The 18,023-nt window shown below is 48.1% G+C and carries 16 protein-coding genes, 1 tRNA gene and 1 pseudogene; 6 read left to right on the top strand and 12 right to left on the bottom strand.

Annotation, left to right across the window (positions count from 1 at the left end; all coding sequences use genetic code 11):
* The first annotated feature begins 49 nt into the window (after positions 1-49).
* Both QJ036_RS09580 and QJ036_RS09575 read left to right on the top strand, forming a co-directional pair.
* On the top strand, positions 50-490 hold the full coding sequence (locus tag QJ036_RS09580; protein WP_283231169.1) for an Hsp20/alpha crystallin family protein: 441 nt from the start codon (positions 50-52) through the stop codon (positions 488-490).
* A gap of 72 nt (positions 491-562) precedes the next feature.
* Complete coding sequence (locus QJ036_RS09575) at positions 563-1,096, top strand: HdeD family acid-resistance protein (RefSeq protein ID WP_154433055.1); 534 nt, start codon at positions 563-565, stop codon at positions 1,094-1,096.
* A 593-nt stretch (positions 1,097-1,689) separates the two neighbouring features.
* Here the strand turns inward: QJ036_RS09575 and QJ036_RS09565 are convergent.
* The 10 genes and pseudogenes from QJ036_RS09565 to QJ036_RS09520 form a co-directional block, all read right to left on the bottom strand.
* Positions 1,690-3,514, bottom strand: a pseudogene (locus QJ036_RS09565) (DNA topoisomerase).
* 245 nt (positions 3,515-3,759) lie between these two features.
* Entirely contained in the window at positions 3,760-3,894 is a 135-nt protein-coding gene (locus tag QJ036_RS09560) for a hypothetical protein (RefSeq protein ID WP_283231168.1), read from the bottom strand.
* Between the two features lie 155 nt (positions 3,895-4,049).
* Positions 4,050-5,054: a type II toxin-antitoxin system antitoxin SocA domain-containing protein gene (locus QJ036_RS09555; protein WP_283231167.1), complete on the bottom strand. Its 1,005-nt coding sequence runs from the start codon at positions 5,052-5,054 to the stop codon at positions 4,050-4,052.
* A gap of 27 nt (positions 5,055-5,081) precedes the next feature.
* The gene (locus QJ036_RS09550) at positions 5,082-5,459 is read right to left on the bottom strand and encodes a hypothetical protein (RefSeq protein ID WP_283231166.1); all 378 of its coding nucleotides are present in this window, start codon (positions 5,457-5,459) and stop codon (positions 5,082-5,084) included.
* Between the two features lie 165 nt (positions 5,460-5,624).
* Positions 5,625-5,792 (bottom strand): ParA family protein, encoded by a 168-nt coding sequence (locus tag QJ036_RS14345; protein WP_283231165.1) that lies wholly within the window; start codon positions 5,790-5,792, stop codon positions 5,625-5,627.
* A 12-nt stretch (positions 5,793-5,804) separates the two neighbouring features.
* Positions 5,805-6,701 carry a ParB/RepB/Spo0J family partition protein gene (locus tag QJ036_RS09540; RefSeq protein ID WP_283231164.1) on the bottom strand — a complete coding sequence of 299 codons (897 nt, stop codon included), beginning with the start codon at positions 6,699-6,701 and terminating at the stop codon, positions 5,805-5,807.
* A gap of 361 nt (positions 6,702-7,062) precedes the next feature.
* A tRNA-Arg gene (locus QJ036_RS09535) sits at positions 7,063-7,134 on the bottom strand.
* Positions 7,135-7,481: 347 nt separating this feature from the next.
* A complete protein-coding gene (locus tag QJ036_RS09530; RefSeq protein WP_283231163.1) occupies positions 7,482-8,363 on the bottom strand; it encodes a DUF3881 family protein in 882 nt (293 codons plus the stop codon).
* A gap of 28 nt (positions 8,364-8,391) precedes the next feature.
* Entirely contained in the window at positions 8,392-9,684 is a 1,293-nt protein-coding gene (gene serS / locus QJ036_RS09525; protein ID WP_283231162.1) for a serine--tRNA ligase, read from the bottom strand.
* Between the two features lie 38 nt (positions 9,685-9,722).
* Entirely contained in the window at positions 9,723-9,914 is a 192-nt protein-coding gene (locus QJ036_RS09520; RefSeq protein WP_283231161.1) for a hypothetical protein, read from the bottom strand.
* Positions 9,915-10,214: 300 nt separating this feature from the next.
* Here QJ036_RS09520 and QJ036_RS09515 point away from each other — a divergent pair, with 300 nt between their 5' ends.
* The 4 genes from QJ036_RS09515 (at position 10,215) to gdhA (ending at position 15,148) form a co-directional block, all read left to right on the top strand.
* Entirely contained in the window at positions 10,215-11,468 is a 1,254-nt protein-coding gene (locus QJ036_RS09515; protein WP_283231160.1) for a dicarboxylate/amino acid:cation symporter, read from the top strand.
* 16 nt (positions 11,469-11,484) lie between these two features.
* Positions 11,485-12,651 carry a hypothetical protein gene (locus QJ036_RS09510; RefSeq protein WP_283231159.1) on the top strand — a complete coding sequence of 389 codons (1,167 nt, stop codon included), beginning with the start codon at positions 11,485-11,487 and terminating at the stop codon, positions 12,649-12,651.
* Positions 12,652-12,664: 13 nt separating this feature from the next.
* Entirely contained in the window at positions 12,665-13,663 is a 999-nt protein-coding gene (locus tag QJ036_RS09505) for an asparaginase (protein ID WP_283231158.1), read from the top strand.
* 150 nt (positions 13,664-13,813) lie between these two features.
* Positions 13,814-15,148: an NADP-specific glutamate dehydrogenase gene (gdhA, locus tag QJ036_RS09500; protein WP_283231157.1), complete on the top strand. Its 1,335-nt coding sequence runs from the start codon at positions 13,814-13,816 to the stop codon at positions 15,146-15,148.
* Between the two features lie 154 nt (positions 15,149-15,302).
* On the opposite strand, the gene QJ036_RS09495 is transcribed toward gdhA, so the two are convergent.
* Both QJ036_RS09495 and QJ036_RS09490 read right to left on the bottom strand, forming a co-directional pair.
* Positions 15,303-16,004, bottom strand: coding sequence for a response regulator (locus tag QJ036_RS09495; protein ID WP_283231156.1), 702 nt, complete (start codon positions 16,002-16,004; stop codon positions 15,303-15,305).
* Positions 15,997-17,979, bottom strand: coding sequence for an ATP-binding protein (locus QJ036_RS09490; protein ID WP_283231155.1), 1,983 nt, complete (start codon positions 17,977-17,979; stop codon positions 15,997-15,999). Before QJ036_RS09490 ends, QJ036_RS09495 begins: the two co-directional genes overlap by 8 nt.
* Positions 17,980-18,023 lie beyond the last annotated feature (44 nt).

Here is an 18,023-nt window from a genome sequence, read left to right as displayed (position 1 = left end):
TCTCCGATAGTGCAAACTTTAGTTTATGTCATGAAAGGAGATATGACTTATGTTAATGCCTAGTATTTTTGGAGAAAATTTATTTGATGATTTTATGGATGATTTTGCTTTTCCGGACATCGATAAAAAATTGTATGGAAAACATACTCCCCATATCATGAAGACTGATGTGAAGGAAAAAGACAACGCTTACGAAGTGGCAATTGATCTTCCTGGATTTAAGAAAGACGAGATTCAGATCCAGCTTGAAAACGGTTATGTAACTGTAAGTGCAGCAAAAGGTCTGGATAAAGATGAAAAAGATAAGGAAGGAAAATATATCCGCCGCGAGCGTTATACCGGAAATGTAAGCAGAAGCTTTTATGTAGGAAATAATGTTCAGAGAGAAGACATCCATCCGAAATTTGAAAATGGTATTCTTTCCTTTACTGTTCCAAAAGAGCAGAAGGCAGTAGAAAACAACTCACATTATATTTCCATCGAAGGTTAATCTCAAACGGGCAGGGAATAAAACCCCTGCCTGTTTTAAAAGCCAAATGCAATCGGAAAAGAGGTTTTTGATATGAGTAAAACGACATCAAGAGTATTATGGATTTTAGCCGGAATCTTTCTGATTATAACCGGGATCGGATGTTTGAGGAATCCCGGAAAAATTCTTTATGGTCTTCCCATTATCTTTGGAGTTGCCATGATGTTTTCCGGCATTATAGATATTGTGATATTTGCAGCCGGTCATGATTATATGGCAGGATCTGGCTGGTTTCTTGCTGACGGCATTCTAACCGTACTGATGTCTTTATTCATTTTGGGAAATGGATGGTTTACAGCAATGACTATTTCCTTTATTTTAGGAATGTGGCTGATTTTTTCAGGTATCACCAAACTGGTTAATTCCTTTGACCTTCAAAAACTGGGAGTAAAGGGCTGGGGCTGGTTTACAGTACTTGGAATCCTTCTGACTGTGATTGGTTTTCTGTCATTCACACATCCATTTGCAAGTATTGCAGCTATGGCCTGGGTAATCGGATTTTTCCTGATCCTACAGGGTATTGTATCTGTCATGCGTGGATGCTTTTCCAATCGCTTCTGGATGTAAAATATAACAAAAAATAACATTGCCAAGGAGGAAAAAAGGCACCTCTTCATATAGATTCGGCTGCATACAAAATTGTGTGCAGCCTTTTTTAACGAATGCCTAATTCCAAAAACAATTTGAATATTCTTGTGCGATGAAATCGCACTTCCGGAAATCTGGAAATCAGATGTCTGGGAAGTGGAAATCATCTTATGCGAGTTTACTCGCGTAATGTTTTATTGCTAACTTCCCATGTTTTTCCTACTCAAACCAAAACGCGCCATCAATCACATGCTTTCTGCCAACTGTTCCTGTGTAATATTCTTTTCTTTTCGAAGCTCTTTAAGAAAACTTCCAACTTTTTCTTGTTTCATTTTGTTCCTTGTATGATGTAGTCAGAAGCAGATACACCATATTTCCTTTCGTTTTATATCGTGGTTCAATACAACTCAGATACTGTGGACAATTGATTTTTCCCTGTAGCTTGACTACTTGATGGAGTGTATTGCCGTTACCTTTATCTGAATTGTTTATAGCTGGATGCGCCGGTGGCTGCTCAGCAGTCCGAGAGTTCTTATTTCAATCAAGTCTACGATGATAATCGTTGGTGGATATCACGGTATCAATACTTGAAAGGGAGGTATATGCTTAGCGGCTTTCTTGCCGCTAAAATCCAATGAGTAGTTCACACGCTCTCCGGTATCTTCCATCACAAGATCCGCATCAAAATTGCGTTCTTTCCTCTCGGAGTAAAATCCGGATACGTGCACACGGCCGTCCTTCAACAAGGCGACGGCCATCTTCTTCGTGAGCTTCTTTCTCATGGAGGCCAGCCATTTGTTTTCCTTCCAAAGTCAAAAGCTGCACGCTCTGCTGCTGCAAAAGAAACTCTTCGTTCCCTCAAAAACAGAAGACCCGCAGCGGGGACATATTCCTATCACCTCCCGCTGCGACCTTCCACTGTCACTTTCGGAAAACGGATTTTCCCGTTTTCTTTCTGCGCCTCCGTATTTCGTCACCAATGCTTTCACCATATCCGTGATTCCGGACATGAATTCTTCCTTTGAAATCGCTCCTTTCTCAATCTGCTTTAATGCGTTCTCCCAATCAGCGGTGAGCTTTGGTGACTTTACCGCCTCCGGTAAAACCTGTACCAGGGCAATCCCATCCTCCGTGGGGATCAGCTGTTTTCCCTTTTGCAAAAAACTCCTCCCCTCCGCAGCTGACCTTGATCTCTGTTTCCGAGATCCGCTGCTTCACTCCGGTTGCCATCAAAAGCCGCACAGAAATCAGCAGCAAAATATCCCGCTCTCCCTCAGAAAGCACAGACAGATCCTGCTTTTCAATTTCTGCCGTCGGGATAATGGCATGGTGATCGGACACCTTGCTGTTATTTAAAACCCGGCATATATCAATTTCTGCCGAACTTTGACGAAACATGTCAAACACCCGCTTCACCCTATGGACCATCCGCTCTGCGGTAGAAGCCATGTCTTCCGTCAGAAACTGGCTGTCCGTTCTCGGATACGTCACCAACTTTTTCTCATACAGGCTCTGGGTATATTCCAGCGTTTTTTTGGCTGTATATCCATAGTAACGGTTGGCTTCCCTCTGAAGCGTAGTCAGATCATATAGCTTTGGCGGACTGACAGTCTTTTCCATACTCCTGGCGCAGGTAACCGTTGCCGACTGATTCTGACATTTTTCAACAAGTGTCTCCATTTCTGCCCGATCAAATATTTTTTCCTTCACCACATCCAGGCCGTCCAGATCCAGATGCACGTTCCAGTATTTCTGCTTTTGAAAGCCATTGATCTGCTTCTGCCTTTCAACAAGCATGGCAAGTATCGGTGTCTGAACACGGCCAACTTTCACCTTCCTGTCATAAAGCCCGGTAAACAGCCGGGTTCCGTTTATGCCTACCAGCCAGTCCGCCCAGGACCTTGCCTGCGCGGCTTCATAGAGAAGATCAAAATCATGGCCATTTCTCAGATTTTCAAAACCATCCCGGATGGCACTGTCCTCCATGGAACTGATCCATAATCGCTTGAATGGTTTCTTACATCCGGCCTGCTCATAGGCCAGGCGAAAAATCAGCTCGCCTTCCCGCCCTGCATCAGTCGCAGCCACGATCCCTGTCACATCCTTTCTCTCCATGAGCTTTTTCAAAATAAAAAACTGCTTCTTCGTACCGTCTGACACCTGATATTTCCAGGTATCCGGCAGAATCGGCAGATCCTCAATGCACCATTTTCTAAGGCGTTCATCATATGCTTGCGGCTGTGCCAGCTCCACCAGATGTCCCACACACCAGGAAACAATATATCCGGAGCCCTCCAGATAACCATCCTCCCGCTTGTAGGCACCGATGACATTGGCAATTGACCGCGCCACACTCGGTTTCTCAGCAATTGCAAGTAACCACCGACTACTCTGGATCAATATTGTTTTTGTTGTACTGAGGGCGTTATCCAGGACCTTGGACAGGAAAATCGACCCGAAATAGATTATGCTGCTCAAGCAGCCATCACCTCCTCAAAAAAGAAATGCGGAAGATTTTGTAAAAAACCTTCCGCAATAATAAGCTGGCGTCCCTAACATAATCCGATCTAACACACAGCCCTCCGCCAATACCACAAAGGCTTTCACCATTTGCATGACAATATCCAGCGGTTTTTGCCATATTATTTATGACATGAATTCTTATGGTTTGCTAAGATTGTGCCTGCTTTGCTTTTCGCTGATTTGCTAGAAGAATTACTAGCCAAGGTTTTTCCAGCTGCGCCAACTTTACCACCATGATGGACTGTTTTAGCCATATTTTTTCCCTCCCTTCGCAAGTTCTCCTTGCTAAAGGATCGTCTCTTTGATATTATTAATTTGCAAAGTTAATATGTCAAAGAGCACATCTTTGGCAAGGGATTAGCCGGTTATACCCGGCTTTTTCTATTGTAAAGACAAACGTCTGAACAACCTATGATGAAATAAGCATATTTTGGATATAGTCCATAATACCTGTTTCCGTGTTTAAATCGTATTTTTCTCTAACAGAAACAAAGTATTCTTTAATAGATTCTTTTGAAATCTCTTCATGAGAAGGTTCGTTCTCCGAATATCCTTCTCGTGCATCAATCCATGGATCTTCTTTATGGGTTATTCTTTCAAGAACTTTTCCACCATACATTCCAAATGTATTGACTACAAGATCTATAACTTCTCTTTCTTTTTCATCAAGATTAGTTGATTTTCCCTTTAACAATTCAAACCTGGGATCGTCAATAGGATCATATCTAAAGCTACTAAACATATCGTAAATTTCCGCATATACCGGACCATGAACCCATGCCTGACAATTATCGTTAAACAACGGTTTTCCGTATCTGGAAAAATATAATCCCTGAATAAAATATAAAATTTTCTGTAATGCCAACGGGGTTACCTCTCCTAATTGTTCAAATACATAAGAAATAACCATCAACATTTTCGACGGTACACTGAATAATGCATCTAATTCATCTATCGCAGACATGGCTTTTTTGTAAGCAGCTTCTGCAAGCTTATCCTTATTGCTTTCCAGTAAACCTTTCATTACCTTCGTATCAGATAATGCTGCTCTTATAATATCAGAGTATTCTTTTGAAGGAATCTGTCCCGCAAGATAACGAGTTATTGTCACTTCTCCAAAGCCAAGCGCAATTGACAGAGGCGCCTTTCCTAAATTGTAAATCTTACCCAGTTTTTCAACTTCCTCTAATGAAACGATTCCTTCTGACTTACGAAATTGTTCGTCGATTTCTTTTGCATTGTAATCAAGGATTCCTTTTATTCCAACCTCACATCCGCATTCTTTGCAATGTGCTGTTGTTATTAGAAACTGATACTCCTTTTCTCGAATAGTTTTCGTTATCGGCGTTTTATGAAGCGCATATGCTGTTTCTTTTCTGCACTCCATACAAAATGCCCTCCTTCTGCCTGCCATTTTATTTTCCTCCTAAGATTCCTATATCTATTTAAAATAATATGATAACGGGTGCTCTTGTTCGTGGAAAGAAATAACGAATAAATACTGGTCTGAAATTTTGTTGAACTTAATATAAAGTGATACGGTTCTTTCCTGGTTTCCAAATCTCTCTAACAAATTTATATCTTTTCCGAAAATATACAATATCTCATATTCTCTGCCTCTATGGTCATTCGGCACAGCATCAGAAAAATCCATTGGTGTCAATGTCTTGATTATATCTAATTCTTCCTTTTCAGATATTATATAATCGGTTAAAAGTTCCCTGTTTTTAGGACGGGGAGCTATCTGATACTTTCCAGCATCAATAGCATCCCATACGCCCTGAAGATATATTTCTATATCCTTTTTTTCAAAGTGCATCTATAACCATCCTCCTCACCTGTCACATGATTGGATTTTTATATTTTTCTATCATTAGAATAACAGTGAGAATCTTTAATGTCAAGCACTTGTGATCGATTTTTTTATTTTTTCTATCATTCGTATATTTTACCAAGCTCTACAGTTACTATCTTATTTTACTAACTAAAACTTCCCACACCGATACGGTGTGTTGAACCTTGCTACGAAAATAAAATTTGTAGCAAGGTGCGAAGCCCATTTTAGATAATATGAAGTGACTGCTAAATTGACCGCCGTTGTGGTCTTCCCTACGCCGCCTTTTTGGTTTGAGATTGAAATAACCGTACACATTTGCCTGCCCTCCTATTTGAATATCTGATCCAATATTTCCAAAATCTCGATTTTTATCTGTTCCGGAGAATAATCCCCGGGAAAATATTTTCTTAGCTGATCCTTAGAAAAAGTAATCTGACCGGCCTCTTTTTTCTTTGGTTCAATTAGAATTTCCTTTACGGATTCTTCGCTGATCGTTCCCATTCTGCTCATGTCCCGGATCCTGTGAGTCTGTGACAGGGAAGGTGCTGCCTGGGCAAAGTCCATGGCATCCAGCACCCATCTCTGTTCTTCTTCCGAAAGAAATGCCAGATCAACAGCCGGATTAAAGGAAAGTTCCCCGATATCCAGCTTCTCCATCAATTCCGGGATCAGATAAGTGAGTCGGATATACCGGGTTATCTGTCTGGGACTGTCACCGCATTGATCACTGATAATCTCAACGGTTCTCTTGCTTTCTCCCCTGAAATGGTCCAACTTCCCATCAGCAGTCTTTCTGCGTTTTCCTGTCTTGCGCTTCATAGCCTCATTCTTCATTTTGTAGGCATAAGCTTTTTCACTGTAGGTAATGGATTGCCTTTGCAGATTCGAATCAACCATAGATATAATCGAGTCCTCATCCGGCATAGTTCTTATGATCACCGGAACCTTTTCAAGTCCAAGCACATCTGCGCAATACTTGCGCCTGTGACCGGATATGATCTGATAATTCCCCTCCCTTGTCGGCATCACAATCAACGGTGTGATGATCCCGTTCTTTCGGATACTGTCCGTCAGAAGCCTCATCGACTCGTCATCTAACACTTTATAAGGATGACCAACGAAGCTTCTAAGCCTTTTTGTCTCGATTTCTACCACTTTTTCCCCCTGAAAATCATACATTGGGATCTTTTGCGGCTCTTTTTCTTCCTTCTTTTTTCTCGTCATGGTTATGAACCTCCTTCCGCGCACTAAAAAATGCTCATTCACAATGAACCCACATGTGGTTCAGAATGAATGAGCATTTTCATGCTTTTATTGAATTGCCATCAAAAGTGCCGCTTCCGAAGCTGATTTTAACTAAGCTGAACACTTCTTCAACTTAAGTAATGCAGCCCTCCTGTCACGGCTCATTTGCACCCCTCTTTTAAAAATCTTAGAAAATGACACTTTTCGGTTTGAAAAAATGCTTTTTCAAATTCATCGGGATCTGAGCCGTTCCAAGAATCGGTGATCATAAAAATATGACGAAAATGAAAAAAGCGGAAGTGATTTTGAGGTTTTCCTCTAACCATTTCCGCTCTTTCGCCGTCCCGTGCGGGAATCGAACCCACATCAGACGCTTAGGAGGCGCCCGTTCTATCCATTAAACTAACAGGACAAACCACCGATTTTTGGCTTACTTCGCTAACGCTCAGTGACGCGGCAGTCGCCGCAAACCCGCATGATATGCGGTTTTTCGGCTCGTTGCTTACGCGCAAACACTGGGTTTTTCACCTAATGGAATCGGTGACCATTTTATCTTCATCTGACCTCGCGATCAGGTAAAGGCTGTGTCGGCAGTTCGGTAGCACCACTTTTCTTCTAAGCCTTGTGCCGCTCACCGGCTGCTTTCGAACCCTCTGTCAAACTGCTCTTCTGGATAAGAGCCAGCGGCCTTTAGGAGGCGGTCGCTCTATCCTGCTGAGCTACAGAGACATTTTATAAAACTGCAGCGTGCACCGGGCGCTACTCCAGAAAATTCACCTGGCCCTGCACCCAGACCGGCCCCTTGAAACGCCGGCCCACCACAGGTTCTCCGAGCAGATCCTTTTTGTTGATGCCGATCTGCAGCATCAAATCACTGCACTCTACCATTAAAACATAAATTTCCTCATTTGTCCACCGGTTTGTCACCTTTTCCACTTCCAAAATTTCTCCCAGAAGGGAATACTGGTCACATTCCACTCCAAAAGGCATGAAGCAGGAATCCACGATGGAATAGACATCCTCCTCCCGGACTCGTCCGGAAATGGACGCATACAGATCCATGTCTTCCATGGCAAGGGAATCCATGGCGTCGGTATCTCCCCGCCTTGCCGCTTCCAGAAGGCTGGTCCTGTTGGCCGCGGCCACCTTGATCCGCTCCTTCTGCGTTTCCGTTTTCTGGACCGGCAAAAGGATCTTGCCAAATACGGAAAGTGCCGACAGCATCACTGAGGAGATCTGGGTGCTGCGGAAGGAATCCTGGAGACGCTTCATATACTCGCCCCCGTTCTGAAGGTAAAAGATCAGCGAGACCCCCACCCGGTACTCCTCACAGATTCCCGCATAAGACTCCTTCTCTGCATGACGCTGGATCTGGCAGGGCGCCTGGGTGCTGATACAGGTGCTTCTGAGGAACGGGAAATAATATTCCCGTTCCAGCTCATCCTGCTCATTCAATTCCCCATATACCGAGATACCGATACCGTTTCCCACCTCCGTATAAAGCTGTGCCCGGGTCCCGTCTCCCGGCACCTGAATCACCTGAAGCTCGTCATGATGGTCCTGGATACGGGAAAGCAGCTCCCTGATCTCTTTTTTCTTTGTGTATTCGCTGAATCCGACCGCCCGTAAAAACTTATGCATATGCGCTCCTGTTATTCTTTTGCAGTGATTATTTTGCCTTGGGAACAAGCTTCGTCTGACCGCCCATGTAAGGCTGGATCACTGCGGGAATGTTCACGCTTCCGTCCTCATTGAGATTATTCTCCAAAAATGCAATCAGCATACGGGGCGGAGCTACAACGGTATTGTTGAGAGTATGGGCAAAATATTTGCTGCCGTCGGCGGCCTTCACGCGGATGCCGAGACGACGTGCCTGGGCATCGCCCAGGTTGGAACAGCTGCCCACCTCAAAATATTTCTTCTGTCTGGGAGACCAGGCTTCCACATCGAAGGACTTCACCTTGAGATCCGCCAGATCGCCGGAGCAGCACTCCAGGGTCCGGACCGGAATGTCCATGGAGCGGAACAGGTCGACGGTATTCTGCCACAGCTTATCGAACCACATGGGGCTTTCCTCCGGCTTGCAGACAACGATCATTTCCTGCTTTTCAAACTGATGGATCCGGTAAACGCCTCTCTCCTCGATGCCGTGAGCCCCCTTCTCCTTGCGGAAACAGGGAGAATAGCTGGTCAATGTATAAGGAAGCTTCTCCTCCGGATTCAGGGTATCGATGAATTTGCCGATCATGGAATGTTCGCTGGTTCCGATCAGATAAAGATCCTCGCCCTCGATCTTGTACATCATGGCATCCATCTCGTCAAAGCTCATAACACCGGTCACTACATTGCTGCGGATCATGAAGGGCGGAATACAGTAGGTAAAGCCGCGGCCGATCATGAAATCCCTTGCGTAAGCCAGGATCGAAGAATGAAGTCTTGCGATATCCCCCATAAGATAATAGAAACCGTTTCCGGCCACCCGTCCTGCGCTCTCCAGATCAATGCCGTCGAAGCTCTCCATGATGGCGGTGTGATAGGGGATCTCAAAATCGGGAACCACCGGTTCTCCGTACTTTGTCACCTCCACGTTCTCGGAATCGTCTTTTCCGATGGGAACGGAAGGATCAATGATGTTGGGAATGGTCATCATATCCTTTTTGATAGCGGCCTCCACCTCGCGCTCACGGGCGGAAAGCTCCTCCACCCGGGCTGCATTGGCATTGACCTGAGCCTTGACTGCCTCGGCTTCCTCCTTCTTTCCCTGCTTCATCAGTCCTCCGATCTCCTTGGACAGGCGGTTTCTGTCGGCACGAAGGCTCTCGACTTCCTGCTTGATCTCTCTGTTTTCCTTATCCAGGGCAATGACCTCGTCCACCAGCGGAAGCTTGTGGTCCTGGAACTTTTTCTTAATGTTTTCCTTCACTGCGTCAGGGTTTTCTCTCAGAAACTTAATATCGATCATGATCTTCCTCCTAAAATAAAAATAACCCTCCGTCCGGATCAGGGACGAAAGGTTTCCGCGTTGCCACCCATATTGCCGGACAGGATCCGGCCTCTTTTGTGGTGGGATAAAGGCCACCGGCCATTTGACTCATCGCCAACCGCTACGAAAGTGGAAGGGCCTGCTCCCCTGCCGGTTCCCACCAGCCACCGGCTCTCTGAAAGGGTGTCACACGCTTTAGCTTTCCTCATCGCGTTTTCGTTATTTCATTGCTGTTCCTTATTATATATCAGCCGTTGTATTTTTTCAAGGGATTTCTTCCTTCGCTTCACTTCTTTAGCACACTGATTTGCCAAATTTTTCTGAATGTGTTTTTATTCTTACAGAATTTACCAGATTGTTATTGATAATTCTTTGTCATATTTGCCTTTCCGTTTTTATTGACAAAATCATAAATTTTTTGTAAACTAGAGCCATACACCTTGGTAATTGCGGCGAAGATGCTACACTGCTTTTATTGAGGTTTTATTTTATCTATAGGAGGGTATGATATGAAAAAGAAAAAGATCAGTCTCGCCATCAAGATCCTGATCGGTATGGTACTTGGTCTCATCTGCGGCTTCATTTTTAAGGGCCAGCATGAGTATTGGACCTACGTGACCGATACCGTGGGAACCATCTTCATCCGACTGCTGAAGATGACCATCCTTCCGCTGATTCTGTGTTCCATTATCGGCGGTATTGCAAGTATTGCAAACCTGAAACGACTGAAAAAAATCGGTATCCGCTTCATCATTTACTGGATTCTGGCTTCCTTCCTGGCAGCTGTATGCGGCCTTGTATGGTCCTACATCATTCAGCCCGGTGTCGGCGTCAACCTGGCAGAATCTGCAGAATCCTACTCTACTGAAGGCGTAAACCTTCTGCAGACCGTGATCAACTACATCCCTGACAACGTATTTGCTTCCATGGCCAACTTCTCCATTATTCAGGTCATCGTATTTGCCATCTTCGCAGGCATCGGTATTTCCACTCTGCCCGCAGGCAAGGCCAAGGATTTCCTGACCGGTCTTTTCGAGTCCGGCAACGATCTGATGATCCGTATCGTGGAAATGGTTATGAAGCTGGCTCCCATCGGCGTTTTCTGTCTGATGGCAGAAGTTTCCGGTACTCTGGGAGCAGAGGTTCTCGGCGCTCTGGGCAAGATGCTTGTGACTCAGTACGTTGCATACGCAACTCTGATCGTCATTGTCTTCCCTCTGATCCTCATCTTTATTGCAAAGGTGAACCCCATCAAGCATTACAAGAACGTATTCCCTGCCATGATCCTCGCATTCTCCTCCTGCTCCTCCTCCGCTACACTTCCTCTTACCATGAAGTGTGCAAAGGAGCGCTGCGGTGTTCCCGAGGAAACAGTAGGCCTCATTGCTCCTCCGGCAGCAACCATCAACATGCAGGCATGCTGTGCTGAGATGGCGATCTATGCCGTATTTGCTGCACAGCTCTTCGGACGCAGCTACGGAATCGGCGAGCTGGCAATGATCATCTTCCTGGGTGTTATCATGGCAGCAGGTGTGGCAGGCGTTCCCGGCGGCGGCATCATGATGAGTGCGATCATGATGGAAACCATGGGGCTTCCTCTTACCATCGTTCCCTGGGTGGCAGGCATCTACCGTCTCATCGATATGCCCAACACCATGCTCAACGTAACCGGCGATACCGTCGGCATGGTAACCGTTTCTGCCATGATGGGCGATCTGGACAGAGAGGTATTCAATACCAACCACAAGCCTGTTGATCAGTAAATAAGGAGGCCTTTTTATGGAAATACTGTTTTCTGAGCAGCAAAAAGGAATTCTTGGTATCTCCGGTCATGCAGGAGTCGGCCATGTACACAGTCATTCCGGTTTCGTGCAGGATGATTCCGCAGGGCTGACGGCAGCCGCGTTCATTCTCAAAAAGGCGCTTCCTGTCGATACCGCCATTTCCCATGTTCAGGTATCCATAGAAGAAGGCACCATCACAGTGTACACAAACGGAGGCGGGGAAGCGAAAGCTTCCCCCCGCCGTGGTATTGCACCCTATGAAAAGGAGCTTCTCGAAACGAGAGCCCCCGGTCTGGATGCGGCGTTCTCTCAGAATGCCGCTGTCCGTGTTTTTGGCCGTGTTTACGGACAGGGTGTCTGTGAGGCAGCCTCCTGCTTTCAGGGTGCCTGTGCCCTGGCAGTCCTGGATACCTTCGTGAAGGCCGCACCGGAGCGGTTTCACGTATCTCCCCCTGCGAAAAAGGGATACCTGGATAAAGCCATCACCACCGTTCTGGATGTGGACGGCATCCCTATGGCGCTCATGCTTCTTGTAAACTTTACCGAAGGCGGCATCGGCCCGGCGGAAGACTATGAGGGGAATGTGCCCTGGGACTTCAAGGAGCCCGTCATGAAGGCGGTGGGCCTGGATACCGTTCCCACCATTATTCTGGAAAGCAAGGCTTATATCCCCGCCCTTGCGCCGGAGCTTACGGAAAACAAGCTGATGCTCCGCGCCGAGGAAGGAATCGACAATCTGCCACTGGCAGAAGCACTGCTGGGAACCGCAGATAAACTGGGCATTCCCTGCTGTTTAAAGACAAATGCCATGCCGCTTGTCTCCGGCAGTCTGGCAAAGGCCACGGCCGCTTATGCCGACCGGCTCATCGCATTGGCTGAGAAGCTGAAAACTGCCGACGACTGTCTGGAAAAGGTCACGATCACAGCCGATCTGGCTTCCCTCATCAGTCAGGATGCCGGCGGCGTTACCTTCATGGGCAATACGGTCAATGACCAGATGCGGGGCGCGGGCATCATTCCCGGCTCCGGAGCGATCCTGTCCATGATCGTCACGACCGATTACAAAGACTATGTAAAAATCCCCATGCTGACCGAGGAGGACGCTTCCTGGTATGTATCCGTCGTCCTGGAGGGTATGAAGCGTTACCATGGTTCAATGTAAAGGAGGAACCCGTTTGAAAAAAATTCTTTTGATTTCCACAGGAGGTACCATTGCCTCCACCCCTACCATTAACGGTCTCACTCCCACGGTGAGCGGCTCCGATATGGTACAGCTGATCCCTGAGCTGGAAGGCTTATGTGAGATCCACTACACCGAGCTTTTAAATCTTGACAGCAGCAATATGCAGCCGGAGGAATGGGCCTCCATGGCCAGTGCGGCCTTCACTGCCCTTTCCATCTTTGACGGTGTTGTCATTACCCACGGAACCGATACCATGGCTTATTCCGCAGCTGCTCTTTCCTTTATGCTGCAGCACCTTCATAAGCCGGTGGTCCTGACCGGATCCCAGCTTCCCATTGAGGATCCCGGCACCGACGGCAAGAAAAATATTCTGGATGCTTTCCGGGTAGCGGTCGACGGACGGCTCTGCGGTGTTTACATCGTGTTTGACGGCCTCATCATCCCCGGCTACTGCGCCAGAAAGACCTGCTCCAGAAATTTCCACGCCTTTGAGAGCATCAACCGCAAGCCCGCCGGAGAGATCGTGAACGATGAAGTGGTCCTCACCTCCGAGCCGGAACCGCCTGCCAGAGAGAGTCTGACCCTGAACGCCAACTACGATCCCTCCGTGCTTCTCATCAAGCTGGTTCCCGGCACCAAGCCGGAGCTCATTGAGGCTGCCGCTGATCTCGGTTACCGCGCGGTCGTCATCGAGGCCTTCGGTCTGGGCGGCATTCCCAATGTGCGGAGGACCCTGCTGCCGGCCATTCATTCGCTGATCTCCCAAAAGATCCCTGTGGTCGTAACCACCCAGTGTATCCATGACGGCTGCGATCTGAATGTTTATGACGTAGGCGTCGATGCCTCAAAGGCAGGCGTCCTCTCCGCCGGAACCATGACTACCGAGGCCATTGTCGCCAAACTGATGTGGATTTTAGGGCAAACTGACGATTTTCAGCGGATTATCTCCATGTTTTATCAGGATTATATTGGCGAAATCAACAAAAAATGACATAAGTGCTTGTTTCATTTGACTTTTTCTCTTTAACGTGCTATATTATCTGCAGGACAATGGAGTCAAACAGAGCAGGTTCGACCTGCTTCTTTTGGCTCCTTTTTTTGCGCACCAGGCGCAGGAAAATAAAGGTCCGTGGAGGGAAATATGTCATATGTAGATGAAATGATCACTCGTACGATCGAAAAAAATCCTGGTGAACCGGAATTTCATCAGGCAGTACGTGAGGTGCTTGACTCTCTTCGTCCTGTAATCGAAAGAGATGAGGAAAAATACAGACGGGATGCCATTCTGGAGCGTCTGACTGAGCCGGATCGCGTGATCTCTTTCCGCGTACCCTGGATCGATGATAAGGGACAGGTTCAGGTAAACCGTGGATATCGTGTGCAGTTCTCCAGTGCCATCGGCCCCTACAAGGGCGGCCTTCGCTTCCACCCTTCCGTAAATCAGGGTATCGTGAAGTTCCTGGGCTTTGAGCAGATCTTCAAAAACGCTCTGACGGGACTTCCCATCGGCGGCGGCAAGGGCGGCGCTGACTTTGACCCCAAGGGCAAATCTGACCGTGAGGTCATGGCCTTCTGCCAGAGCTTCATGAATGAGCTGTACCGTCACATCGGTGCAAACATTGATGTTCCTGCCGGCGATATCGGTGTAGGCGGACGTGAGGTTGGCTACCTGTACGGCCAGTACAAGAGACTGACCGGCCTTTACGAAGGCGTGCTGACCGGAAAAGGACTGACCTTCGGCGGTTCCCTGGTGAGAAAGGAATCCACCGGCTACGGTCTGATCTATATTACCGAGGAAATGCTCAGAAACCATGACACCACCATGAGCGGCAAGACCATTGTGGTATCCGGTTCCGGAAACGTGGCCACTTATGCAACGGAGCGTGCACAGCAGTTTGGCGCAAAGGTCGTTGCCATGAGCGATTCCAACGGATATATCTACGATCCCAAGGGCATTCGTCTGGATGTGGTCAAAAAGATCAAGGAAGTCCGCAGAGGACGGATCAAGGAATATCTGGATGAGATCCCCACTGCTCAGTATGTGGAAGGCAAGGGCATCTGGAACATTCCCTGCGACATCGCTCTTCCCTGCGCAACTCAGAACGAGCTGACGCTGGAGGATGTAAAGACTCTGAAGGCAAACGGCTGCTTCGCCATCTGCGAGGGCGCCAACATGCCTACGACCCAGGATGCCACCGATTTCATTCTGGAAAATGAGATCCTCTTCCTGCCCGGCAAGGCTTCCAATGCCGGCGGCGTAACCACCTCCGCTCTGGAAATGACCCAGAACAGCGAGCGTGTATACTGGTCCTTTGAGAAGACCGATTCCCGCTTAAAGGAGATCATGGTCAACATTTACGCCCAGATCAGCAGTGCCGCCAAGGAATACGGCGTTGAGGGCAATTATGTGATCGGTGCCAACATCGCAGCCTTCAAGAAGGTGGCCGATGCAATGCACTCCCAGGGTATCGTATAAATCTGCTTATAATACCCATAATAAGGTATTGTAAATACACCCCCTAAAGTATGCTGCTGTAACCCTTTTAACAGCAGAAGATAAAAACCCCGTCTCGGGCAGCGCCCATGAGACAGGGTTTTTATTTTTGTATCCATTGCGGGGCAGCGCCCGCTCACTCAATTCTCATCATACGGTATCCCACTCCCACATGGGTCTGGATATACCTGGGCTGGGACGGATCCGTCTCCAGCTTTTTTCGCAGGGTAGCCATGAACACCCGCAATGAAGCCACATCATTCTCCCAGGCGCTTCCCCAGACCTCCCGTGTGATAAAGGTATGGGTCAGGACCTTTCCCACATTCTTTGCCAGAAGGCACAGAAGCTTGTACTCAATGGGAGTCAGGTGCAGCTCCTTTCCCGACAGATAGGCGCAGCCTGCCGCATAATCGATCCGCAGATCGCCATTCACAAAAACAGCGTCATCCTCCTGCTTCACCGACTGGATATAGGAGAGTCGCCGAATGGTCACCCGGAGTCTGGCCAGAAGCTCATCGACGGAAAAGGGCTTTGTCAGATAATCATCGGCGCCGGCATCCAGGGCATCGATCTTGTCCCTGTCCTCACTCCTGGCGCTGATGACGATGATGGGCATGTTGGACCAGCCTCTGACCTTTTTAATGATCTCCACGCCATCCATGTCGGGAAGCCCCAGATCAAGGAGCATGATATCCGGATTCTGGGAAGCGGCCGCCATCACTGCCTGCTGCCCGGTCCCCGCCGTCAGGTATTTATAATTCTGCATCTCCAGTGTTGTCGCGATCAGATTCCGTACTGCGGCATCGTCCTCGACAATGAGAATCAATGGTTTATTCATAAATCTTTGCCTCCTTGAGCGGCAGGGTGAACCGGAACACGGTTCCCTGCGGTTCATTGTCCCTGACGGTAATGGTCCCGCCGTGGGCCGTTATGATGGTCCTGCAGAGGGAAAGTCCCAGCCCCAGGCTCCTCCTGCTGTCGGCGATCCCGTTGTTTACCGTATAAAACATCTCAAAAATCTTATCCTTGGCCTCATCGGCAATGCCCGGTCCGTCGTCAGCCACCTCCACCACAGCTTCCTCCCCGTCCTTTCGGACAGACACTGTGATATGGGAACCGGGCGGCGTATACTTGACCGCATTGTCCACAAGATTAATGATCACCTGAATGATCAGCCGGGCATCCATGGCGGCGAGAATGAGCTCGTCCTCCTGAACGACAGAAATTTCATACTCCTCGCTCTTCCTTCCCACATGGCGCATGGCCTCGGCCACGACCTCCTCCAGAAGCTCCGTCTGCAGATTCAGATGCATGGTCCCGTCCTCAAGGCGGGTAACCGAGAGAAGATTCTCCACCAGACTGATCAGCCAAAGAGAGTCGTCATAAATATCCTCATAAAGCTTCTTTTTCTTTTCCTCATCCAGCCGTTCCCCGCTGGCCAGAAGGACGCCCGCATTGCCCGAAATGCTGGTAAGCGGTGTTCGCAGGTCATGGGAAATCGTCCGCAGAAGATTGGCCCGCAGCTTCTCATTTTTCGCCTGAGCGGCAGCTTCCTCCCTCTTCCTTGCCAGGAATTCCTTCTCCAGGGCCATGGCACATTCTCCCAGAATGGAAAGGAGCAGACTGTTTTCAAAGGTGCCGAAGTTTTCTCCCCTCATATCAATGCCCACCACTCCATAAACCACATCTGAGGTGCGCACGGCCAGATACCGGTACCTGACATCTTCCATGACATCGGTTCCCGCTCCTGCCCGCCGGTTATTCTGAAATACCCAGGCCGCAACCGCCCGTTCCTCTTCCTTCCGATAATCCTCTCCGCCGGAGGCTTCCTTGTCAGCCAGATACAGCACAGGAGGCTTAAGCTCCTGATCCTTCACCTCATAAAACACGACATCCCTGTGAAGCAGCTTTGTCAGCTGTCCCGCTGTCACCTCGATGATCTCCCCTGCATCCCGCTGCTGCTGCAGAAGCTGATTGGTGTCCAGAAGGACCTGCGTCCGGTAAGCCATTCCTGTGGAATGGACTGCCTGCCTTTTGATCTGGGTCGTCAGGGAGCTTGTAATAAAGGCTGCCAGAAACATGACAAGAAACGTCACCGGATATTCCGGTCCGTAAGCCCGGAAGGTAAACTTCGGCGTCGTGAAGAGAAAATTAAACACCAGAACACTGATAATAGAAAGGACGATGCTGTATATCCTTCCGGTGGTGACAATGGCTGTAAGCAGAACACCCAGAATATACACCATAATAATATTGGAATCATTAAAACCGATCTGATGGAATATCATCCCCAGCAGGGAAGCCCCCACCAGGATCCCGAGAGTTTTTAACCAGTCGATCAGCGAAAGTGCTTCTGCCGAGGGCCTGGCTGCCAGCCTGCGGTAACGAACAGCCTGGTCATCGGGAATAATATAAATGTCCAGATGGGGAGCCAGCTCCGCCAACCGCTCCGCGAAGGTCTGCCTCCCTATGGGATAATGTTTTCCTGTATTGCTCCTTCCCAGGACGATCTTTGTAGCCCCGGAAAGTCTGGCATATTCTGCGATCTGTAACGGCACATCATCACCGTACACCGTCTCAACCTTGGCTCCCAGCTCCTCTGCCAGATGAATATGGTCTGCCAGCCGTTTTTTATCAGACGCCAACGCCGTCCGAAATCCGGACGTTTCCACGAACACAGCCGTCATCGTGCCCCGGAACGCTCCGGTAAGTCTGGCAGCCGTCCGGATGATTTTTTCATTGGAGGGAGAAGTGGACAGACAGACCAGAATATGCTCTTCGTTTTCCTTATTATAATTTCCGGTCATCTCCATAAGTCTTCGCCTCCCTTTCTCCCCTTCATTATAAGCTTATCAGG

The organism is Fusibacillus kribbianus (assembly GCF_030053595.1).
In the GTDB taxonomy this organism is placed as follows: Bacteria; Bacillota; Clostridia; order Lachnospirales; family Lachnospiraceae; genus Lientehia; species Lientehia kribbiana.
Note: the sequence above shows the minus strand (reverse complement) of the source record. Positions and strands in the feature narration are given on the sequence as shown.